The organism is Lelliottia sp. 489, assembly GCF_050435885.1.
GTDB lineage: Bacteria > Pseudomonadota > Gammaproteobacteria > Enterobacterales > Enterobacteriaceae > Enterobacter > Enterobacter nimipressuralis.
The window spans coordinates 108,435-130,344 of sequence record NZ_JBNDLC010000002.1 but is presented as its reverse complement, the minus strand read 5'-3'; the positions used below and the strand labels follow the sequence as shown (position 1 = coordinate 130,344).

17 protein-coding genes are annotated in these 21,910 nt (G+C 48.7%); 8 read left to right on the top strand and 9 right to left on the bottom strand.

The genetic code is table 11. The features are described 5' to 3' along the window. Nucleotides 1-23: 23 nt before the first annotated feature. Nucleotides 24-1,061 (top strand): aldo/keto reductase, encoded by a 1,038-nt coding sequence (locus ABIE11_RS08635; protein ID WP_429184334.1) that lies wholly within the window; start codon nucleotides 24-26, stop codon nucleotides 1,059-1,061. 1,042 nt (nucleotides 1,062-2,103) lie between these two features. Beyond that, the gene (locus ABIE11_RS08630; RefSeq protein WP_429184333.1) at nucleotides 2,104-2,982 is read left to right on the top strand and encodes a LysR family transcriptional regulator; all 879 of its coding nucleotides are present in this window, start codon (nucleotides 2,104-2,106) and stop codon (nucleotides 2,980-2,982) included. 81 nt (nucleotides 2,983-3,063) lie between these two features. On the opposite strand, the gene ABIE11_RS08625 is transcribed toward ABIE11_RS08630, so the two are convergent. Then, nucleotides 3,064-3,993, bottom strand: coding sequence for a LysR family transcriptional regulator (locus ABIE11_RS08625; protein WP_194514146.1), 930 nt, complete (start codon nucleotides 3,991-3,993; stop codon nucleotides 3,064-3,066). A gap of 1,138 nt (nucleotides 3,994-5,131) precedes the next feature. Between ABIE11_RS08625 and ABIE11_RS08620 the strand changes: the two genes are divergently transcribed. From ABIE11_RS08620 to ABIE11_RS08600, 5 genes are all read left to right on the top strand, one after another. Beyond that, entirely contained in the window at nucleotides 5,132-6,022 is an 891-nt protein-coding gene (locus tag ABIE11_RS08620; protein ID WP_429184332.1) for a LysR family transcriptional regulator, read from the top strand. A 362-nt stretch (nucleotides 6,023-6,384) separates the two neighbouring features. Continuing rightward, a complete protein-coding gene (locus ABIE11_RS08615) occupies nucleotides 6,385-6,930 on the top strand; it encodes a fimbrial protein (RefSeq protein ID WP_319423795.1) in 546 nt (181 codons plus the stop codon). Nucleotides 6,931-7,015: 85 nt separating this feature from the next. Continuing rightward, nucleotides 7,016-9,502: a fimbria/pilus outer membrane usher protein gene (locus ABIE11_RS08610; RefSeq protein ID WP_429184331.1), complete on the top strand. Its 2,487-nt coding sequence runs from the start codon at nucleotides 7,016-7,018 to the stop codon at nucleotides 9,500-9,502. 12 nt (nucleotides 9,503-9,514) lie between these two features. Then, nucleotides 9,515-10,237, top strand: a complete 723-nt coding sequence (locus ABIE11_RS08605) for a fimbrial biogenesis chaperone (protein WP_232730984.1) — start codon at nucleotides 9,515-9,517, stop codon at nucleotides 10,235-10,237. Between the two features lie 12 nt (nucleotides 10,238-10,249). Further along, nucleotides 10,250-11,386 carry a fimbrial protein gene (locus ABIE11_RS08600; RefSeq protein ID WP_429184330.1) on the top strand — a complete coding sequence of 379 codons (1,137 nt, stop codon included), beginning with the start codon at nucleotides 10,250-10,252 and terminating at the stop codon, nucleotides 11,384-11,386. 410 nt (nucleotides 11,387-11,796) lie between these two features. Here the strand turns inward: ABIE11_RS08600 and ABIE11_RS08595 are convergent, their stop codons facing one another. The 8 genes from ABIE11_RS08595 to yihU all read right to left on the bottom strand — a co-directional run bounded on the left by ABIE11_RS08595 (nucleotide 11,797) and on the right by yihU (nucleotide 20,836). Then, nucleotides 11,797-12,078, bottom strand: a complete 282-nt coding sequence (locus ABIE11_RS08595) for a helix-turn-helix domain-containing protein (RefSeq protein ID WP_429184329.1) — start codon at nucleotides 12,076-12,078, stop codon at nucleotides 11,797-11,799. A 309-nt stretch (nucleotides 12,079-12,387) separates the two neighbouring features. Further along, a complete protein-coding gene (locus ABIE11_RS08590; protein WP_324119132.1) occupies nucleotides 12,388-13,782 on the bottom strand; it encodes an MFS transporter in 1,395 nt (464 codons plus the stop codon). An 84-nt stretch (nucleotides 13,783-13,866) separates the two neighbouring features. Continuing rightward, entirely contained in the window at nucleotides 13,867-14,778 is a 912-nt protein-coding gene (locus tag ABIE11_RS08585) for a sulfite exporter TauE/SafE family protein (RefSeq protein ID WP_129034283.1), read from the bottom strand. A 17-nt stretch (nucleotides 14,779-14,795) separates the two neighbouring features. Continuing rightward, a complete protein-coding gene (locus ABIE11_RS08580; protein ID WP_429184328.1) occupies nucleotides 14,796-16,838 on the bottom strand; it encodes an alpha-glucosidase in 2,043 nt (680 codons plus the stop codon). Between the two features lie 33 nt (nucleotides 16,839-16,871). Next, entirely contained in the window at nucleotides 16,872-17,762 is an 891-nt protein-coding gene (locus ABIE11_RS08575) for an aldose-1-epimerase (RefSeq protein WP_409255574.1), read from the bottom strand. Nucleotides 17,763-17,793: 31 nt separating this feature from the next. Beyond that, nucleotides 17,794-19,035 (bottom strand): sulfoquinovose isomerase, encoded by a 1,242-nt coding sequence (gene yihS / locus ABIE11_RS08570; protein ID WP_429184327.1) that lies wholly within the window; start codon nucleotides 19,033-19,035, stop codon nucleotides 17,794-17,796. A 16-nt stretch (nucleotides 19,036-19,051) separates the two neighbouring features. Then, complete coding sequence (gene yihT, locus ABIE11_RS08565; RefSeq protein ID WP_429184326.1) at nucleotides 19,052-19,927, bottom strand: sulfofructosephosphate aldolase; 876 nt, start codon at nucleotides 19,925-19,927, stop codon at nucleotides 19,052-19,054. 15 nt (nucleotides 19,928-19,942) lie between these two features. Continuing rightward, a complete protein-coding gene (yihU, locus tag ABIE11_RS08560; RefSeq protein WP_429184325.1) occupies nucleotides 19,943-20,836 on the bottom strand; it encodes a sulfolactaldehyde 3-reductase in 894 nt (297 codons plus the stop codon). A 165-nt stretch (nucleotides 20,837-21,001) separates the two neighbouring features. Here yihU and ABIE11_RS08555 point away from each other — a divergent pair, with 165 nt between their 5' ends. Further along, nucleotides 21,002-21,898 carry a sugar kinase gene (locus ABIE11_RS08555; RefSeq protein ID WP_324119123.1) on the top strand — a complete coding sequence of 299 codons (897 nt, stop codon included), beginning with the start codon at nucleotides 21,002-21,004 and terminating at the stop codon, nucleotides 21,896-21,898. Nucleotides 21,899-21,910: the final 12 nt, after the last annotated feature.

The window sequence follows — 21,910 nt, the reverse complement described above, 5'->3', positions numbered from 1 at the left end:
ACGAACATTGTGAGGAACGTCATATGCGTTATCAAAAACTGGGCAATACCGGTCTGTTTGTTTCTGAGCTTTGCCTTGGCACCATGACCTTCGGCGGGGAAGGTGGCATGTGGGGAAAAATCGGCCAGCTTCAGCAGAGCGATGCGGAAAAACTGGTTGGCCGTGCGCTGGATGCCGGAATTAACTTTATCGACACTGCGAACGTCTATTCAGAAGGGCGCTCGGAGGAGATTACCGGCCAGGCGCTGAAAAACCTCAAAATCCCGCGTGAAAACGTCGTTGTCGCCACCAAAGTGTTCGGTGAAACCGGCACCGCAGGCGTCAACTCACGCGGCAGTTCTCGTTATCACATCATCAGCAGCGTTAAAGAGAGCCTGCGCCGTATGCAGCTCGATCATATCGATCTCTATCAACTGCACGGTTTCGATCCGGCAACGCCGATCGAAGAGACGCTCTACGCCCTCGATAATCTGGTGCAACATGGACATGTGCGCTACATCGGTGTCTCTAACTGGGCGGCATGGCAGATTGCGAAAGCGCTGGGGATCTCCGAGCGTCTCGGGCTGGCGCGTTTTGCCTCGCTACAGGCGTACTACACCATTGCTGGGCGCGATCTGGAACGTGAACTGGTGCCGATGCTGCAAAGCGAAGGCGTCGGTCTGATGGTCTGGAGCCCGCTAGCGGGTGGTTTGCTGAGCGGCAAATACGGTCGTGACGGCCAGAGCGAGGCGGGTGGACGTCGTCTGGCGTTCGATTTCCCGCCGGTGGAAAAAGAGCGCGCGTTCGACTGCGTGGACGTGATGCGCACCATAGCCGAAAGCAAGGGCGTTTCAGTCGCGCAAATCGCGCTGGCGTGGCTGCTGCATCAGAAAGTGGTGAGCAGCGTTATCATCGGAGCCAAACGCGTGGATCAGCTGGATGACAACATTGCCGCAACGAATATTCGCCTGAGTGATGACGAACTGAAACAGCTCGACACCGTCAGCGCGCTGCCGCGGGAATATCCGGGCTGGATGCTGGAGCGTCAGGGTGAATATCGCCAGAATCAATTGAAAGGATAATCTTAATTGCCGGGTAACGTCAGGCAGACAATATCAACCAGGGTGTTTGCTTTGTCGTAGAAGGAAAAGCGTCTGATAACAGGATTTATATCGGGCAAGTGGAAAGTCTTTTTCGCGTGCGGTGACGGCTGCGCGCACTGAATCGGTAAAAGCCCCCTGCGAATAGTTTTCACAGGGGGCTTTTTTTTAGCTATGTTTGACGCTTTATGGCCAGAGCGCTGAAGCTGTAACACTTATCGGTGATACCAGCACCAGGAAATAGCTGAGGATAGTCCGGCGCGCAGAGAGCCCCTGCCAGCACTGATTAAATTTAGGAACATAATTGAGACCGCCGATAAACTTCCGGAGAGATTCATGCGTAAAGTTATCAAGCACAGGCCGTTTATACAGGAGCACCCACCACATGAAAGGGCTAATAAATAGTCATTAAGCAAAACTTAAGAGTGATAGTGCAGACAGGGGAGCGTTATTAATTTACTCTTGTAAAGAGATATCTTTTGTATAGTCCGCAAACTTCCATTTTAGAAGGTTTTTTCTGACCGTGGATCAATAAATATTCAGAATCATAAACAATGATAATTAATCTTTTGAAAAGTGCTTACACGTACACAGGAGGCGTAACAGCCTCGCCAGCTTTGATATACCACTGCCACTCACCCTGACATTCACCTATAGCCAGGCGTTGAACCTCAACTGGCCTTTGTGGTAGTACAATTAATGCCCGGCGTGTGATATTGAGCAACTATTTCAATTGCATGCCCTCTGGTACCTGCGCTTTCCTTTTAGTTTTCATGCTGGCGTGGGAATCAGCACAGCGGAAATTTAACGACAGCAAATGATATTAACGGATGCAAAGGGTATGGCGCGTGCGAGGACGTTGCCCGTTACGTTTAAGAAAGAGTGATATCAAGATGAGTAATAGAAAGAGTTAACTGTCCGCCTGGAACCGTAAAATTTTTTTACAGGTTGTGACCCGTTTAGCGAGAGGCATAAAGGATTTAGAAATCTCAAATGAACGCTAATTGATTATGGAAGATTATTAATGATTCATCATAAATTAAGTAAAGCAGAAGTCGGTCGCATACGTATTTTTGATACAGTGATGAAAACGAAAAGCATGAGCCAGACGGCTCTGGCTTTGAATGTTTCGCACTCTAGCGTCTATCTGGCTATAAAAAAATTAAGACTTTTATATAACGATGTGCTTTTTATTCGCGATAAGAGTTTGCTCGTGCCGACAGAATTTGCAAAGCGATTGCATACCGAGTCCCTGGCGATATTGAAAAACCAGCAGGAGATACAGCCTGCTCATGTTGAGACAGACAAACATCGTTTCATCTTTGCGTGCGCGCCGCATATCGCTGCAACAGTGATTCCCGTAACCTATTTGTTGATGGAGCAGTCAATCCTCTTTCCCCTGGAGCATATGGCTCTTCCTGTTTCGCCAGAGGCCAGGGTCGATTTGTTATTGAACAATAAGGCTGATGTGATTTTTGATTATGAGCCTATTCAACATGAAGACATTTTCTTCAAGCGACTGTTTAAGGAGGATTATGCGATTGTTTGCCGTAACGATCATCCCAGATTTTCGAATTCGATCTCGCTAAAAGAGTTTTCCCATGAGAAACAGGCGGCGCTAGGTTGTTCCTCAAGCATTGATAACTTAATAGATACTGAAAATGTATTTTTTGCCAGCCATTACTATCTTGACCTGCTGGCAATGGTGGAGGTGAGTGATATTATCTGTGTCATCCCATTAAATATTTATTTGAAGCTTCACGCCTCTTTTGATATCAAGCCATTAAATTATAAATTCAAATTAAATGTCAAAAAAACAAGTTTATATATCAACTACTTAAAAGATCCCTCGAGACAAAAAGACAAGAATGACCTACTCAAGAAAATAGAAATGATGCGCTAGAAAGTGAATGTTAAACAGGATAACGGTTGTGGTATTAGAAAGGAAATAGCCTTAGCCATAGTGCAGGCTATTCCCTTTCATTCACAGTTCTTTGAACTTATTAAGGACCTCTAAAAGTTCGAGGAAATGTGGACTCTTTAATGACGCTTTATTGTATGTCATATACATGGTGACAGGTTCGACGCTAAAATGACAATCCAATACTTTGATGTTAAAGCTTGATGCAAATTTTTCAGCAAACCAGGCGGGTACGAAACTGACCACATCCGATTTTTCTACGATGGCGGCGTTAACAATAATAGAACTGCTGCTAAAGAAAAAGTTGCGATCGCCTAAAAACTCCATAATTCCTGTCTGAGCGCGCTTGACGTTTTCAGAACCGGCATTCAGGAAACTGGAGGTTTCGAACGCCATCTCCTCGTATGTCAGCGTCTTATTTAGCCTTGGATGGTCTACTCGGCAAATAGGAACAGTCCGCTCAACAAGATACGGCTCTACGACAGTAGAAAAATTATAATAAGGCTTTGTATCAAATACGATATCTGCTTTGCGGTAGGTCAACGCATCTTCAATGGTGTCCAGAAGGGCGTCAGCGCTAATATGGCTTATTTCGCAATTAAGCCCTTCCTTAAGTACCTCTGCGCTGACATCAGGCAAGATACGCATCGCGGCATAGGGAGTTGAGTGGATCACAAATTTGCTTCGGGTGGTGGTATCTTTGAAGTAATCAAGGCTACCCAGCAGTTGCCTGAAACCTGCACGTAATTGATTGTGCAAATTCTCTGCAATAGTGGTTGCCACAAGTCCTCTCCCTTCGCGGATAAAAAGGGGATCGGAGAAAAAACTGCGTAGCTTCGTCAGTGACTGGCTGACAGCCGATGGGCTAACGCACAGCAGTTCTGCCGCCTTAGAAACGCTTTTGTGAACATAAATGGCTTCAAAGATTAAAAGAAGATTTAAATCAAATCCTTTGACCCTACTGATATTTGCGATAAGCGAGTTTTCTGTCATTTTCAATTCCCTGACTGATAAACAAAAGCGGTAACTTCACTCTGCGATATATTCACATAGAGAATAGCATAGCGACAGCCCGGTTCTCTTCTCACGTGGCCTTAGAAAGACACTTTCACATTTGCATTAGCGCTATCCACCTTGACGACAGTATCCAACCACAAAGACGCCGCCTCTTTACGCCATAGCCTGTTTCCATCGAAGGCGTTGAATGCCGGGCGCGGGACAGGGGCGAGTTCCATGGCCGGAACTGAAACAAGTTCAGTGTCGGCATCAGGAATGGGCTCCGGGATAGCGTCTGAGCCATCATAAACTCATATACCCATTTTCTCCTTTTGCCTCCTGGATGTTTTTTATAAACAAGAAAAGGAGAAAATCGTAGTCCTTAGAACGGAGTCAATAATAATTTACCTTTTAATGATGACTTTTTTTAATGTTCCATGGTTAAAGTCCCTAAAAAGAACGGTTAAAAGATATTTTTTCTACTTCTTTAACCCACTATTCCTAAGGATTAGATAACGAAACAGTAATCCGTTTTATTTCAAAAGGTTTTAGTTAACCTGCTTTTATTTACCGATAAATCTAATATTGTTTTTTCGCTTAACATTAACGCTTTGAGTGTAACTGTCTGTTTAAGAAAATAAAAGAGGCCACCTTCTTTTACGGTGTTCAAAAAAACAGCCGGGCGTTGACGGGTAGTTACAAGTATTTATATTTATCAGTAGGTTAAGGGTGATATTGGCAAATCAATATCCATGTGTTTTAAGTTAAGCTTAATGCATTTGTAAGTATTGCTGACTATACTGCTATCAATGTTTCCTGAATAATCCATTTCAACTTACAGAAGACGGCGCCATTGATTTGTCCAGCAAAGATGCGGCGGGAAAACTTTTACAGGATATCTCCATTCAGGCAGCACAAGCGAATTATCACTATTCTGGTAACGATTTTTGAAACGTTTGGTGGTAACCCACGAGTATATTTTCGCTGCCAGAGTAACTGTAATACTTAATGAGTTAACCCACTACTGAACAACATGGTTCCAGAAAGATTATTTTCAATAAAAAAGAACGTTCCAAAGGGACGAAGTAACGCTCTATAAAATATAAACCATTGAAGGTAAGGCAAGGAATGTTTTATGCTCTCTTTTAAAACTGAAAAGGTAGAAGCCGAACGACTTAAAATATTTGATATGGTAATGAAAACCCAAAATCTGAGCCATGCCGCCGCTTTGTTGAATATCTCTTACTCGAGTGTCCATTTTGCGATAAGAAAACTTCGGGTTTTATATAATGATCTGCTATTTATACATGATAAGAAAACGATGGTGCCTACTGCTTTCGCCCTTCTGTTACATAGTGAAATGCAGGCATTTATGAACACGCCTCAACCTGATAGCGTCTTGACCAATGATGAGCAAGGCAACATCCGTTTTGTATTTTCCTGTGAATCACATATCGCTACCATAGTGACGCCTCTTGCTTTTCTGTCAATGCAGAATTTAGCACCATTCCCATTGGTACATATACCGCTTCCATCAACGGTGCAGAATAAAACGGATATTCTTCTTAATAATAAAGCGGATGTCGTTTTGGATTATTCTCCGCTTGAACATGAGGATATTTGTTCTAAGCGATTGTTCAAAGAGGATTATGTTATTGTTTGTAGCAATACCCATCCCAGACTCTCTCAGTCAATTACCCATAAAGAGTTCTGTCAGGAGAAACATGCTGTTCAGACGACGCCGTCTGGAGTGGATAATCAAACAAGATTTAGCAATGTTCATTGCGCACTGTTTAGCAGCAATAACTATCTTGACCTCCTGGCGATCGTTGAAGTGAGTGAGTTGATTTGTGTTGTGCCATTAAATATCTATTTGAAGTTAAACCTCGCCTTCAACATAAAGACATTAAGCTATAACTTTAAGTTAAATATTCAAAATAATCGTCTTTATATCAACTATCTGAAAGATCCTTTTCGTCCTGTCGAGAAAGAGTGCTTGTTAGAAAAAATTAAAAAAATGTATTGAAGCGATGTTCGCATATTAAAGGTTATGCCCATTTTTTTCTGAATAGTTACAGTGAGTATATTGCCGAACAGTATACTATCGTTGATGTATTCATGTGAAAATTTGTTATAAACATGGTGCAAAAGTGTAAATGCAGTTTAGCATTTACAGTCATTTTCTTTGGTGCTCCTGTCACGGATTTTAAAAGCTTCATTTTTTTAGTGGGTTATCTCTGGCTTGTTGTGACTCAATTATTAGCGTTAGCGCTCCTTCATAAGTCCTTTAGTATATCTCACTACATGGTTTTAGTCGCCAGGGATACTATTGTCACTCATTCAATTAATCTTAATTGAATATCCCTTTTACTTATTAAGTGTGGTTTTATGAAAAAGTTAAATACATATCTTGTGTCATTGCTATGTGTGGCGCCTTTATCGTCTTTTGCGGCGGATGGCGACATCACCTTCACCGGTAAAGTGACTGCATCGGCCTGTACTCTTAAGGGGTTTAACGGTATGGCGTCCACCTCTTCAGTGATGGCGCTGACGACCGTAAGCCCTGAATCCTTTAATGGCGCAGGGGGTTATGCAGGCATGAAGGATTTCACTATCGATCTGCAGGATTGTGATATCACCACCATGAAAAATGCCCGCGTGGCTTTCAGCGGCACGCCCGATACCCTCGATAACGAAATATTGAAGAACACCGAAACCAACGGCCCTGCTGATGGCGTGGGTGTTGCTATTTTAGAGAATGATGGTGTCTCGCTGGTTGATATTAACGGCGGTATGCCGTCTAAATCTCAGGCATTAAGTGCGGGCGACACCGAACTTAAATTCAAAGTGGCTTATAAAGCTAACTCGGCCACGCCGGCCGTCACCCCCGGTAATGTCAAAGCAAAAACCTTTGTCGATATTACGTATAATTAATCTCTCTTTATTTACTTTATTTCCTGGTTAATTATTGTGATGAAAAAGCAGGCCTCTTTTGAAAAGATATCATTCCAATTTAATAATGAAGACTTTCATTTTAGCGTCTGCTTTAGTTTCATCTTATTCTCAGGCAGCAGCCAGTGACAGCGCCTTTGACGCAGACTTCCTGCGCAAAGATTCCCAGGAAATACCTGAGCAATTTTATCACCCGGACCAGGTGGCAGCGGGGGTGAAAACCGCCGATATCGTCCTTAACGGCCATATTCTGTTTAAAACCAAAGTTGAATTTATTGCCACAAAAGCCGGTGAGAGCGCCACGCCCTGTCTGACCCAGGCGCTGCTGCATCAGATGGGGCTGGACACGCATCTCGACGCACTGGCGAAAGCGGGGAATGAAACCTGCTACGACTTCCTCAAGAAATGGCCGGACGCCCGGATCACTTACGACGAGTCAATGCAGCAGATGGTTATCAGCGCCCCGCAGGCGGCGACCAGCGTGGCCGGGCAGACTGAGATGATCGACCCGTCGCTGTGGGATAACGGGGTCAATGCCCTGCGGCTGGGCTACTCCGGCTACGTGTATCACACTGACAACCACAGTGACGATGCGGGTTCTGGCAGCAGCGACAATGCCTACCTGAGCCTGAACTCCGGGGTGAATCTCGGGAGCTGGCGTTTTTACAGCTTTGATACGTTTAACAAATCTGACCTGGGCTGGGAGCAGAACCACGACCGCGCCTATGCCGAGCGGGATATTGCGGCGCTGGTCTCACGCTTCACCGCCGGGGACGTGTATGCCAGCACCTCCAGCGACGTGCTGGGGATTTTACCCCTGCGCGGTGTGACGCTGGAGACCAACGCCCAGATGCTGCCGTCGGACACCTTTAGCTACTCGCCGGTGATCCGCGGCGTGGCGCGCAGTAACGCCCGCATCGTTATCCGCCAGCGCGGCAACATTATCTACAGCGAAACCGTCGCCCCCGGCAGCTTCGCGATTAAAGATTTGAATAACGGCCAGATTGGTGCGGACCTGGATGTCACGGTGGAGGAGAGCGACGGCAGCAGGCAGCAGTTCACGGTGCCGTACACCGCGCTGCCGAACATGCTGCGCCCCGGCACCTGGCGCTACAGCCTGAGCGCGGGGCGCTACCGCGATGACGGGCTTTCCTGTCAGCCCCTCGTGGCGCAGGGCAGCCTGCAGTACGGCTGGGACCGGGTCACGCTGAGCGATTTGATTGTGGCGGGGGAAGGGTACCAGTCCATGGCCCTGAGCAGTGCGGTGAACCTCGGCGTGCTGGGCAGCGTGTCGCTCGACTGGGCGCTGGAGCGTCACCAGACGGCAACTGACAGCGACAGCACCGGTGACGAAAACATCAGCGACAACGGCCGCGCGCTGCGCCTGCTGTACGCCCGGCGTTTTGACAGCACCGATACCTCACTGCAGGTGATGGGGTTTCGCTACCAGAGCAAAGATTTTATGGATTTCCCGGACTATGCCAGCTGGCGCTGGGGCGACAGCAACACCCGCAGTCACCGCAAAAACGAGGTGCAGGCCACCCTTAACCAGGGGATGGGCGATTTCGGCAACGGCTATCTGACCCTGCAACAGGACAGCTATTACGACTCGGAGGCGCGCGACACCTCCCTGACGCTGGGCTACAGCTTCATGATTAAATTCGTGAACGTCAGCCTGAACTACAGCTATCAGAAAAATTCCGGCGCGGGTGACGATACGGATGCTGACCGCCAGTTCTCGCTGAACTTATCGATACCGCTCGATGCGGGCGACCGCAACAGCCGCACCCTGTCGGTGAGCACCAACAGCAGCAATCATGACAGCGGCTCGCAGATGGCGACGGTGTCCGGAACGGAGCTGGACAATGCCCTGAGCTATTCCGTGTCGGCTCAGCACGACAGCAGCGGGTATTCGCCCGCCGCGTCGATGGCGTATCGCAACAGCATGGTCAACATGAACGTCAGCGCCAGCACCAGCCGGGGCAGCAGCCAGTACTCGGCAGGCGCCTCCGGCGGCGTGGTCGCCTACGGTGACGGCCTCGTACTCTCGCAGCAGCTGGGGGACACCATCGCGATTATCGAAACGCCGGGCGCCAGGGACATCAGCGTGGAAGGCCAGCCGGGGGTCTCGACCAACCGCTGGGGTCGTGCCGTGGTGCCGTCGGTGTCGGCCTATCGTGATAACCCGCTGTCGCTCGACACGCGTCACGCCGCCGACAACGTCGAGCTGGTTGATGCCGGGCAGAACGTCATTCCGACCCACGGCGCCGTGGTTGTGCGCCGTTTTCAGACCAAAGTAGGACGCCGTGCGATCGTGATGTTATCACTCCCGGACGGCAAACCCGCCCCGTTTGGCGCCAGTGCGTGGCAGGAGAAGGAGCAGGTCGGCATGGTGGCCGATAACGGACTGTTGTACCTCAACGGCATTCTGGCCGACGGGAGCGCAACGCTGCATGTGGATCTGGGCAATCACGCTCAGTGCCAGTTCACATTACCGGATGCCGGCGGCCCTTCTGAGCCCTGGTACCAGCAAATTAATGCGGTTTGCCGCTAAGCAGAGAACATCATGAAATTCACTAAACTTGCCGTTCCCGCTCTGATGAGCCTTCTGTTACTGACGAATGCCGCCTCCGCGGCGGTGCGCCCGGCGCTGACCCGCGTGGTGGCGCTGGAAAGTGATAAAGAAACGTCGATTAAATTACTCAACGACGACACCACCCAGGACTACCTGGTCCAGTCGTGGGTGGAGGACCTGAAAGGCAGCGATAAAAACCTGCCGCTCATCCTCACGCCGCCGCTGTTTAAAATCGGGGCCGGGCGCGAGGGCAAGCTGCGTATGGTTATCCTGCCGGGCCGCATTCCGCAGGACCGGGAGTCCGTGTACTGGCTGTGGATCCAGGAAGTGCCGCCGGTCAGCAAAGTGAAAGGCAACCAGCTGCAGGTGGCAGTGCGCACGCGTCTGAAAATCTTCCTGCGCCCGACGACGCTGTCTGAAAAACCGGCTGAGACGGTCAGTAAACTGCAGTGGCAGGTGAGCCACGACGGCGGCAAAGCCTGGCTGGTAGTGAAAAACCCGACGCAGTATTACGCCAGCTTCTCTGAGCTTTCGGTCACGACTGGCGGCAGCGCGCAGCCCGTTGCGGATAAAAGGAGCATGGTGCCGGCCAAAGGCGAAATGCGTTACGCGCTGCCGGCGGGCGTGAGCGGTAAAGCGGGCACGCTGAATTATTCGCTGATGAATGATTTCGGGGGGGAATCCCCGGTTCAGCATCAGTCCCTGACATTCTGACGGACACTGATTATGAAACTCTGGTGTGGCCTGCTGTTGTGTCTGCTGCCTGCCTTCAGTTGGGCAGGGGCGTTGCACTGTGATATTGACACCGGGGGGGCGCTGCCGTTCGCCCCCTTTACCCGGGAAAACCCGATTGCGGTGGATGAAAACACCCCCGACTACACCGTTGTGCTGTCGCTGGACTACGCGCAGTTTCTGCCCAACATGCGCCTGTCCTGTACCTCGGACGGTCAGGACCTGGACGCCCCGGCGAATTTCGCCGGCAACATCACCCTCAGCCTCAGCACGGTGAATGACAAGGCGCTGGACTGGACCGGGGAGGCGCAGACCACCAACAACGGCATCAAAATGAAGATGTACATCAAGGCGGTGTCGCTGAGCGAAGAGACCCCGCCGGACAGCTATCCGTCTGCCCGTATGGTGCTGGGGAAACGCCTCGGGGTGGAATACCCGATTATTAACGGGAAAGAGGACTCGACGCTGGTGCAGTTTGGTGCCCAGTACAACGCCGGCAAAACCCTGTACCGGTTTGATAACAAATACAATTTTGCCATCGAATCGATGCGCGTGGAGCTGATTAAACTGGGCTGGGTGGATTATCGCTCAGAAGCGGTCATTCCGCCGGGGGCGCACCTCACGTTCTCCATTGACGGCCTGGGCGGCGCCTCAAGCGTCGATGTGCCGCTCGGGTCGGGCGTCTATATGGCAGCGCCGTCCTGCTCGCTGGATAACAAACATCAGACCGTGGACCTGGGGGAATTTCGCAAAAGCAGCAGCGGTACCTTCCCGCGGGAAGGGAAGCTGACCCGTTTTGGCATGGATTTTACCTGCAGCAGCTACACCAACAATGTCGAGTTTACCTTTGATGAGCCCTACACCATTGTGCCCGGACGAGAGACCATTTCGGCAGTGAGCGATCAAAATGGTCAAAAGCTAAAAGGCCTCGAAGTGGGACTCTATAACAGTGAAGGAAAAGTGGTGCGAATGGGCGTGAAGCAGAATATCGGAGTGGGGCAGAAAGGGAAGAATACGGCGTTTTTCCAGGCGGCGGCCATACAGACAGCCCCCGAGATAACTGACGCAAATGACAATACCTTTTCCGGGGATTTTACGGCAAAAGTGAATGTGACGATCACGTATTACTAGGGCAAAGGTTAGCGTTCATCACTTTCTACAATGATCGAATCCGAGAGAACACTGTGCTGTTTTGAGAGAAAGAGCAGGGCCCTCCAGTGTAGTATCATAAAAAAGTTATGTCACTAATCGGGATTCTCATAATTAAGTTATGTTATTATTAAATTTAATTAATTGATTTTAAATGTTTTTACTGGCGATGACTCAAGTGGCATTGAGCATACTTTTTGCTGTAAGGGTTTCGCAACGATTGAGTGCGGGCTACGTATGCATACATGAGTATGCAGAAGTGGAGCTCATGTAATACACGCCCTCAATCCATGATTCTGAGATTATGTGCTGAGGTGGCATCTGCTTGTATGCCATTCATGCATCTCGCTAAACTCTATTGTGCTCGGTTCATATCGTTACCATTTCTCCCTTCAGGCAGGCGAATTTACAAAATCACTGTTTGTTTCTGTCTCTTTTCTGATTGTGGAACATGACTCCGAGGAGAGGTTAATTTCTACCCCAAGAACAGTAAACACTCTAAACAGACGTGTAATACTGACACTGGCAGGGTTGGTCTCCAGGCGAGCATATGTCTGCTGTGTCACGCCTAGTTGTTCAGCAACTTCTTGTTGTGTCAGTCCTTGCGATTTGCGAAAACCTATGAGCAGGGGGCGTAAGTGATTGAGTGTTCTTACCGGATAAACATTTTTCATTATGCCTCTGACCGCTATAGTTGAAATTAATACAACCTCTGAGCTGTTATTTTATATTACACCCTATAAGCTGTTAAAGTGGATTTACAGCTTAAAGGTGACCTGGTCCCTATAATAGTGACATAACAAGATTCGGGGAATCTTGATTAGAGGGAGTATCAATTTCTAAGACTAGTAAATTATTACAGTTAATTATTTTACCTGGCGTTAATCACTGTTTTCATGAATGGTTAACTTCTTACTTTTAAGATAACTTGCATGATATAGCATCTTGTGAGTAATGGCTTATATTGAAGCTGATGAGTGGTTTTATTTAGTTTGGATAGCAGGAAGTGCATCTCGTTTTCTCTGTTCCAGTGCTTCAACAATCTGATTAAACTTAACCTCGTTGAGCTTATAGAATAACCCCATGATAATTGCCGCAATGACGACTAACGCGCAGGGCCAGAGAAAAATTAACTGCCGCAACCCCTGAATAGTCATGTCGCTTTGCGTTATTTGTGGGATATAGCCAATATGGGTTAGCATTAGACCCGGCAAAAATCCGGCAAGTGCTGCAGAAATCTTACGCGAGAAGGTAAAACCTGTATAAACCGATCCCTCCGTACGAACACCCGTTTTCCACTCGCCATACTCTACGGTGTCAGGTACCAAAGCCCAGTTCAGACTGTTTACAAACGCCGTGCCGAAAAATGCTATGCAAGAGAACCCTATGAATAAGAGGGAGCTGTTTCCAAATGCAAAGTTCAACATGTCACCAATTGCCCACAGCAACAGGCCACCGAGATAGACTCGCTTCTTACCAAACTGCTTAACAGCGCCAGGTACCAGCAGAACACCTACCAGAATGCAACCCATACTGAAGAAACCCATCCATGACAGCAATTGAAGATCCTCTAGGACATACTGGGCGTAGTAAACCTGGATCACCAGTTTAATATTGAAAGCAGCCAGCGTACAAAGATTAGCGATGCATAAAATCAGCAGCGGTGGATTTTGAAACACCGTAAAAAACGATGCCACTATCCCCGGTTTATGATGAGTGGGGATAGCTTCGGTATATCGTTCTTTTACGCCGCTATAGCACCACCACATACACAACAGACCACCGATGGAAAACACTAGTGCTGCGATAGTATAACCCAACGAAGTACTAACAGTGAATAATGCCTGGATAGGCATAAATCCAACGGTGCATAACAATAAACCTACCGTTGCCCCTCCCTGACGCCATGCCGCCAGATGCGCACGTTCTTCAGGGTTTTTAGTTATAGCCGGTACCATCGCTCCGTAAGAACAATTCATCAGGCTGTAAAAAAGTCCAAACAGCATAAAAAAGATTGTTGCGAGGGTAGTTTTAACCGATAAATTAAAATCAGTAGCGACAAATTGTACTGTTGCTATTAATGCGACCGGGACAGAGGCGTACAAGATAAAGGGTCTGAATTTTCCACGTGCTCCTATTTTACGTCGCGAGTCGAGTAGCATACCGGTAAACATATCGGTAAAGGCAGTAAAAAATTTGGCTATAAGAAAAATGAGCCCACCGTAAATTGCGGGGATCCCTAACTCATCGGTATAAAACTTAAGAAGGTATAGCGTCCCGATACCAAGCATGAGATTTGAGCCCAGATCTCCGATTCCATAAGAAAACTTTTCACGCAAGCTGAGCCTAAGTGTCAGCGGACTAGGATTTCGATTCATATTCGTCCCTCATAGCGCTCCGAAGAGCGCTATTTTTAGTTGGCATAGCTCATTCCATAAGTGATGTCTTTAAAGACACGGTTACTACTGAATATGATCCTTCTCACCTTCTTTTTTTTGCGACTTAGCCTGTTCTTCTGCACGTATTGCGGCGACCTTTTTCCCAAACACCAGATGCAGAAGTCCTAATACTGCAAACACTGGCAGTAGAGCGCTGAGAGTTGAGATCCCGAGTGCGCCCTTAATAAGCATCGCACCCGAGGTAATCAGCAGCAAAAACACTACAACGCGGAAAGTATTCACAGGAATACGTTTGTGCACGTATTGTCCAACCAGCGACCCTAGAATCATGGTCGGTATGCAGAATGCTACTAGCTTAACGGTGGAGATGGTCAGGATTCCGCTACTGGTAAGCCCACCAATGATGGCAATGTTATTTGCGGTAAAAAAAGCATTCAATGTCCCGCGGAAAGCGGCAGGAGCAAGATTACGAAGCATGCCGTAAATTACGACCGGTGGCCCATTTGTGGAAAACGCCGATCCCAGTGCACCAGCGATCACCCCTGTTGGCATTGCAATCCAGTTTTTGTCATACACTGGCAAGCGAGGAATGAACAGGCTGTAAAATGAGTAAAGAATCAGGAAACTGCCTAGCCCTATTTTCATAATGTGATCGGGTAGGTATGAAAGGGCATAAATTCCTATGGGGATGCCAGCTAATGAAAAGATAATTAGCACAAGTGCCGATTTCCAGTTGGTCTCCTTGCGTGAAAGCCATGTTGCATAAAGAGCAGTCGCCGTACCCACAATCACTGACATCGGTGCAGCCATTTTTAAAGGTATCAGCAATGTAATAAGTGGCATTGTGGTCAGTGCGCCGCCAAATCCTGCACAGATGCCAACGAAGGTATAAAGGAACATAATGGCGATAACCATTGCCACTGTGGTGTAGTCCAGCACAACGCCATCAGGCGTAAATAGAGTGAAGAAATCCATAACTAATCCTTGTATGTTCAGGAGTTAATCTGGCGAAGCGAGGCAAATAATACGCACCATTCGCTCTGTTTACGGTAAAACACCGGCGGTTTCCCAATGGGTGTCGAAACGGTAATCTCGCCGCCGGCGAACCTTTCGCCAGTCCAGATACTGATCCAGTCATCTTCAGGCAGATAGACAGTCCAGCTGCTGCGCCCTTCTTCATAAACCGGAGCGACCAACAGGTCGCGGCCAAATAGATACTGATATTTCAATGTGTATGTGTGTGGATCATCCTCATAGTGAATAAATAACGGGCGCATCACCGGCAGACCGCGGAGTGCATTCTGCGAGACGGCATCTTTGATGTAAGGTTTTAAGGTGGTGAAGATAGAGGTCATGCGTGCGAAGTGGGCAATCGTTTCGCTATCACCATCAAACTGCCAGTTATCGGCAGGACGATTTCCTTCATGAGTACGCATCATCGGAGTGAAAGCACTGAATTCACACCAGCGCATTAGCAGCTCTTTACTGCGCTTCATTCCATAAAGTGTGGTATAGCCGCCTATGTCACTGTGATGCAACCCATGCCCGCTCATTGCGAGTGATAGCGCTGCAGGAATTACGGACGCGAGGCCATCGTCCAGACTCCAGTCCACATTCTGATCCCCAGCCCACATCATGGTGGAATACTTCTGACTACCGGTGTAACCTGCGCGCATAAAGAACAGCACTTCGCCAAGTTTGTCGGTTTCCTGTAAGGCCTCGTAGTTACATTTTGCCCATAGTACTGGCCATGCGTTATGCATTATCTCGGCGCTTACGCCGTTGTACAAAAAGGTGTCGGTGGGAAGATATTCACCGAAATCAGCCATCCAGCCCGCGCAACCCAGTTCAATCAGGTTTTTTTTGATAACCCCTTTATACCAGTCATAGGCTTCTGGGTTCGTCAGGTCGATGACACCTGCGTAGAACTCACCGAATTCGACGTGATAGTCCAGATTATTGGCATCTTTGGTAAGAAATCCGCGTTCTGCTGCCTCTTTGCAGAGATTTTTGTCACTGGCGACATAGGGATTAATATAGGAAAGGAACTTAATCCCCTGCTGATCCCATTGCTGAATACGCTTATCTAACTGTGGATAACGCTCATGATCCCATGACCAGTTCCACATGACGCGTTTGCCGAAGGAGGTCATTCTGCATCCTGACCAGTCCTGCGCCCAGATGCCATTAACTTTGACACCACTGCTGCGCATTAAATCGAGCTTTTGCTGGCAAACGTCTGTGCCGCCCTGAATACCAAGCGTGACGCCGTCGTAGACCCAGTCTGGAAGTTCTTGCTGTCGGCCCAGTAAAGCGGTGAGTTTTTCAAGTAGCTCAATATAGGTGTCGGCGCATTCAAATCGCAGCGTTGCGTTGTCTTCCCAGAACGCCAGTTCATGGTAGTCGGGCGCACTGAAATCAAAATTCATATAGCACGTGTTGTCGATATGACAGTAATACTTCTGAGTACTGACAAAGGTTGGCTGTGGGTAAAAAGTCCAGTAATAATCGCCCCCAGCATTCTCATGACAGTCAGCAAGCCACGTGATGTGGTGCTTTTTGTTTCGTCCAATACCCTGTTCGCTGGTCCACAGTGGGAAAGGTTTGCCACGTAAATCAAAGTAGGAGAACTGTTCACCGCCCCCATAAATGTGATCATCTGGCTGGGCCGCTAATCGGAGCCAGATACGGTTGTAGGATGGAGAGTCATTTTTGACCCTTAGTTCCAGACGGCCCTGTTGATCGGTACTGATAAAGAGGGTGGCATTTATGTCATCGGCTCGGGTGAAACGAATTACCCATCCGTTGTTTTTTGCTGTAACGGTGATATTTTTCAGCGTAATTTTCTCGCGCAGCAGATCCTTAATACTAAAGTTGCCACGAAACATCTCAATATCAGCCGTGCCAGCGCCAATCCACAAGCAGGGAACCTTATCACTGTGGCGCAGAATCACGCGTTGTTTATAAGTGAGGGCAAACCCGTCAGTCGTGAGATCGAGTGATACAGTATTAGACCCAGCATGCTGTGCATTCATCAAACCCTCCTTTGTCATGTCATCCGTATGTTGCTAATTTTGTGAGATGTCTTCACCACCTATGGCAAACCACAGCTGATGGGTATCGCCAGGCTTAAGCCGAACCAGATCGATACCAGAATTGAAGGCATCCGGTGGACAACTCATTGGCTCTACCGCCAGGCCTGTACGCCCTAATTTTTCACCGCTGTAGACCTGTATCCACGGCTGTGAGCCACGTAGCCAAACGGCCAGTCTCTGACGCGGGCTGACCAGGCGTACTTCCCACTGTTCGGTAAGTGCAGTAATGTGAAAGCTATGATCAATACTGGTAGCATTAATGAGTGCTGGTGTTGAGAAATCCAGCGCCGCATCCTCGGTGCTGGAGTAGTGTCGTGTGGTGTGGTCGAACAGCCGTGACCGCGGCATGTGGAGTTCACAACTGTCTATTTTTTCTAAATCGCAGGTTAAATAAGGATGTGCGCCTGCACCGTATGGTGCGTCTGTATTGCCGATATTGGTGGCGCAGATGCGGGCCTGAAGGCCCGCAATACTGTCTAAAGTCCAGGTAACCTCAGCATGTAGCATAAAAGGGTAACCGTAGTTAGGCGGCAGAAATGCCTCAAGAATGACGTTCTGGTCTGTCTTCCTTGCGATCTGCCAGTTGTGCCATGCCAACAGGCCGTGAATAGCCGCGCCAGACGCACGATCGTTTATAGCCGGCTGCAATGTTTCGTTGGCAAAAACATAACTTGCGTTGGCGATACGATTCGGCCATGGAAGAAGCACTTTCCCCAGATGTGCAGGAGGCATATCTTCTGGTCTGTGTGGGAGCGTAAGATTACGTCCGCAGCGGGTCAGCTGAGCTAATCCTGCACCAGTAGTGACTATTTTCGCGTGATAGTCTCCAGCCCGGAGCTCTACAGTCTTTCCACTTTTATGCATTTGCGTGATCCCGTGGGTTGTTCAACAGGTATTATTGAGCATTGATATCCAGCAAACCGGCGGCAACAGCAGGAGCAAGCCCAGGAGCCAGTGGCAGACGCGGTATTACCAGACAATGCAACAGATGATAAATATCCTGCTTGCCGTCCCAAACTTTGGTCGTTACTTCGTTATTGGGATCAAGCTCCTGCCACCAGGATCCATTTTCATAATCCATAAGGTATTTGATGCAGTATTCCCACCATTGCTGATACCAGGCTTCGTATTGTTCATCACCCGTTACGGTATACAACGCATAGGCGGTCCCCATTGCTTCTACAATTGGCCAGCGGACACGTTCACGAACAATAGGTTTGCCATCCCAGTCTACGGTGTAGACAAAACCGTCGGCACCGTCGGGTGCCCAGGCATCACGAATGGTTGCGTTAAAGAGACCTTTCGCATCCTCCAGAAGCCATGCAGGCGGCGTTTCGTCACGCGCTTCCAGTGCAGCACGAAGATGAAGCATCAGCCGCCCCCATTCGATCCAGTGCCCAGGCGTCCCGCCATAAGCGCGGAACCGATGTGCGGGATTATCTTTGTTGTAATCCCGGATTGGGTTCCAGTTAGTATCAAAATGTTCGTTAACCCTGTACTCGCTCTTACGGGCAACATCGTGGATTATCACCTCTGTGATCTGCAAAGCACGATCAAGCCATTTATGGTCTTGCGTTACGTCATAGACGATCAGGAACGCTTCAACAGCATGCATATTGGCGTTGCCGCCACGATAATCTTCGGTTTTACTAAAGGTTTCATCCCAGGACTCGAGGCACATTTTCTCTTGCTCGCTCCAGAAATATGTCTCAATGATCTCGATAACATCATCAAGAAGTTGACGCGCCTTTGGATGACCAGTAGTGACGGCGCTGGCTGCACCAAGTAAAGCGAAGAAATGCTGATAACCCTGTTTAGAGGCATCGACTACACCATCGTTATTCACACAGGCGTACCAGCCTCCATATTGCTTGTCGCGTAGTGCGCCATTGAGGGCATTTATGCCATGATCGACCAGGGAATAAGCACCCGGACGTCCCATAGACGCCGCCACAGAATATACGTGTAACATTCGAGCAGTGATCCAAAGATGGGTTCCCATATCTTCTTTCACTTGCCCGGTATTACCGAGCCAGCCAAAACCAGTCGGTACTGCAGCTTTTTTGCCAAAATCCAAAATGCGGTCAGTTTCTTGTTCCAGCCAACGGTTATGGCTCAGGGTATTAAACCATTTCATCTTTGCTCTCCTTGTATTAACGGCGGGCCATCATTTCATCGACGATCTCGCCCAGACGATGTAATTTAGGAACGGAAATATCGCGTAGCATGAGTTCAGTATCTGGCAACCCAACTACAGAAGACCAAACGGCTCGCCCGGCAAGAAAGCCAGATGCTCCAGCCTGCATCGCAACACGCACCGCACGAGGGAATAATTTTTCATCCACGCCGGAAGAGAGGATTACCCATGGCATCGCGATATGGTCGTTAAGTGCCTGTGCGGCCTTCAGCAACTCCTGCTGTGATCCTTTACCGTTCAGCGGCATTTCAACCTTATAGAGGTCGGCTCCGCTATTCCCTAGCTCTTTCGCCGCTTCGATAATGGCCTGTTCCCTGTCAAACGTATTACAGCGTCGTGGTGGTCGCACGACGGGTTCAATGATGCTGAGCAAGCCATTTGTATGACAAAGTTGGTTAAATTCTCGAACCATGTCCAGACGTTGCTGAGGGTCTTCATCGCTGCGCCAGAGAACCAATAACTTCAGAGCTTTTCCCCCATCGCGTTTGACCATATGTGGATCGATACTGTTATCAATCATCACACTATCAACCGGGAGGCCGTTACCAGGGATGAACTTATCTGCCGCAACAATCATCGCGCAGTTTTTAGCTAAGGCGTTTTGCTCGACTATCTGGCGATAGCAAAATTGTTGGTCAACCAGGATAGCGGAGGCGTAAGGGGACAGAATTTTAGCAGCGTTGACTTTGAAATCGGTCAGTTGCTGGTCAGTCACCGGCGCGGGCAGGCCTGAAGCAGAAAACATCAGGCGCATTGCTTCACGCTGATCGACGGCGAGCATTGCAAAACCGCCAGAGGGTCGGGTGATATCCTTAAGAGAGTATGTCGTCATTCGATATTCCTTTTGTTAATCAATGTTGATTTTCAGCCCAGCAGATGTGCGAACATGTTCGAGGATGGCCGTCCAGTCTTCACGACCGCGTCCGGCCGCGCGGGCCTGGTTATACACTTCGCGAGAGGCTGCGCCGAGTGGCATTGGGACATGTAACTGATTTGCAACGTCCAGAGCGATCCCGAGATCTTTATGCGCGAGATCGATCATGAATGCAGGGGAAAGGTCACCTTTCAGGACTTTATTTGGCCAGGTAGTTGTAAAATGGCCTTTTCCGGCAGGGGTACCGGCCATGACGTCCAGTGCGACGCTGAAAGAAAGCCCCAGCGCCTCACACAAAACGGCAGCTTCAGCGGCCAATGCATTCAGGGCGATACTCATATAGTTATTGACCAGCTTGACGCGGATCCCCATTCCGGGTCCTCCCGCTTCAATTAACTCGCTTCCCATTGCCATCAGAATGGGGTTGGCGCGTTCTATCTGCTGAGACGTTCCGCCAGCAAGCAACAGCAGCGAGCCCTCAATGGCATGATCGGAGGTTCGGCCCACAGGCACATCCATCATGCTAAATCCCATTTTGATCATTTTTGTAATTAACTGGTCGGTTTGCAGAGGATGAATCGTCGACATATCGATGACCAGCGCTTCAGGTGATAGCTTTTCACAAACACCATTTTCCCCAAACAAAACGGAGCTAACCAGATCTCCATTCGGCAGCATGGTAATGACGAATTCAGCGCCTTCAGCGGCAACAGCAGGTGTGGAACAGGGTATTGCGCCTTTATGTGTTAAGGCTTCTACAGCCTTAGGATCCACATCATAAACATTCAGCTGATGGCCTTGTTTGAGCAGATTGCTCGCCATTGGGGCCCCCATCTGTCCAAGTCCAATAAATGCAATTACTGACATAACGCCTCCTGAACTGTTGTGTAAGTTTTTGTCATTTTGATCATTTTGTTGCTGTCTGTTTTTGAGTGTATTTGTAATTTATGGTTATAAAATTGACGTCGGTCAATTTAAAAACAGATTGCGATATTAAGATGAGGACAACTCAAACACGCTGGAGTAATGACCATGACCCGAATCGCTTGTGTTGGTATCACTGTGCTGGATCGCATCTGGTATCTCGATGAACTCCCTAAAGAGGGGGGGAAATTTGTTGCGAAAAGCTACACCGAGGTAGGGGGGGGACCTGCAGCAACAGCGGCGGTCGCCGCCTCTAAGCTGGGGGTACAAGTTGACTTTATCGGACGGGTAGGCGATGACGATACGGGTCGTAGACTACTCACAGAACTGGAGACATGGGGTGTTAATACACGCTATTCCCGGATAATCAAACACGCTCGCTCTTCGCAGTCAGCAATACTGGTCGATAATGCTGGTGAGCGCATTATTGCCAGTTTTCCAAGCCCTGATTTACCAGATGACGCGGGCTGGCTAAACGAAATTGATTTCTCACAATATGATGTCATTCTTGCTGATGTGCGCTGGCATGAAGGTGCCAAACAGGCGTTTACTCTCGCGAGAAAGCATGGTGTTTTGACTGTGCTTGATGGTGATACCACCCCGCAAAATATTGCGGATCTGGTCGAGTTAAGCGACCACGCGGTATTTTCTGCACCAGGTTTAGAACGTCTGACCGGGATCAGTGATAGCACGGTTGCACTTAAAGAAGCACAAACGCTCACAAATGGACATGTATACGTCACATGCGGCGAAGAGGGTTGCTACTGGCTTGAAAATGATACTCTGCGACATCATCCTGCTTTTGCAGTAAGAGTGGTGGATACAACCGGAGCTGGCGACGTTTTCCATGGAGCATTTGCGGTCGCTCTGACAGATTCTGACACGCTGGAGCATGCTGTTCGCTTCGCCAGCGCGGTGGCTGCATTAAAATGTACGCGACCAGGAGGGCGAGCGGGAATACCTGATAGTGATCAAACCCGATGCTTTATGTCACTTTTTGTATAGAATAGTGAACAT

What these genes read in the sequence shown, in the direction of transcription:
- ABIE11_RS08625 (WP_194514146.1), bottom strand. Translation starts at nt 3,993, where the DNA reads ATGACAGAAAACTCGCTTATCGCAAATATCAGTAGGGTCAAAGGATTT.
- ABIE11_RS08635 (WP_429184334.1), top strand. Translation starts at nt 24, where the DNA reads ATGCGTTATCAAAAACTGGGCAATACCGGTCTGTTTGTTTCTGAGCTT.
- ABIE11_RS08610 (WP_429184331.1), top strand. Translation starts at nt 7,016, where the DNA reads ATGAAGACTTTCATTTTAGCGTCTGCTTTAGTTTCATCTTATTCTCAG.
- yihT (WP_429184326.1), bottom strand. Translation starts at nt 19,927, where the DNA reads ATGACGACATACTCTCTTAAGGATATCACCCGACCCTCTGGCGGTTTT.
- ABIE11_RS08595 (WP_429184329.1), bottom strand. Translation starts at nt 12,078, where the DNA reads ATGAAAAATGTTTATCCGGTAAGAACACTCAATCACTTACGCCCCCTG.
- ABIE11_RS08600 (WP_429184330.1), top strand. Translation starts at nt 10,250, where the DNA reads ATGAAACTCTGGTGTGGCCTGCTGTTGTGTCTGCTGCCTGCCTTCAGT.
- ABIE11_RS08555 (WP_324119123.1), top strand. Translation starts at nt 21,002, where the DNA reads ATGACCCGAATCGCTTGTGTTGGTATCACTGTGCTGGATCGCATCTGG.
- ABIE11_RS08615 (WP_319423795.1), top strand. Translation starts at nt 6,385, where the DNA reads ATGAAAAAGTTAAATACATATCTTGTGTCATTGCTATGTGTGGCGCCT.
- ABIE11_RS08575 (WP_409255574.1), bottom strand. Translation starts at nt 17,762, where the DNA reads ATGCATAAAAGTGGAAAGACTGTAGAGCTCCGGGCTGGAGACTATCAC.
- yihS (WP_429184327.1), bottom strand. Translation starts at nt 19,035, where the DNA reads ATGAAATGGTTTAATACCCTGAGCCATAACCGTTGGCTGGAACAAGAA.
- ABIE11_RS08620 (WP_429184332.1), top strand. Translation starts at nt 5,132, where the DNA reads ATGCTCTCTTTTAAAACTGAAAAGGTAGAAGCCGAACGACTTAAAATA.
- ABIE11_RS08630 (WP_429184333.1), top strand. Translation starts at nt 2,104, where the DNA reads ATGATTCATCATAAATTAAGTAAAGCAGAAGTCGGTCGCATACGTATT.
- ABIE11_RS08590 (WP_324119132.1), bottom strand. Translation starts at nt 13,782, where the DNA reads ATGAATCGAAATCCTAGTCCGCTGACACTTAGGCTCAGCTTGCGTGAA.
- ABIE11_RS08605 (WP_232730984.1), top strand. Translation starts at nt 9,515, where the DNA reads ATGAAATTCACTAAACTTGCCGTTCCCGCTCTGATGAGCCTTCTGTTA.
- ABIE11_RS08580 (WP_429184328.1), bottom strand. Translation starts at nt 16,838, where the DNA reads ATGAATGCACAGCATGCTGGGTCTAATACTGTATCACTCGATCTCACG.
- yihU (WP_429184325.1), bottom strand. Translation starts at nt 20,836, where the DNA reads ATGTCAGTAATTGCATTTATTGGACTTGGACAGATGGGGGCCCCAATG.
- ABIE11_RS08585 (WP_129034283.1), bottom strand. Translation starts at nt 14,778, where the DNA reads ATGGATTTCTTCACTCTATTTACGCCTGATGGCGTTGTGCTGGACTAC.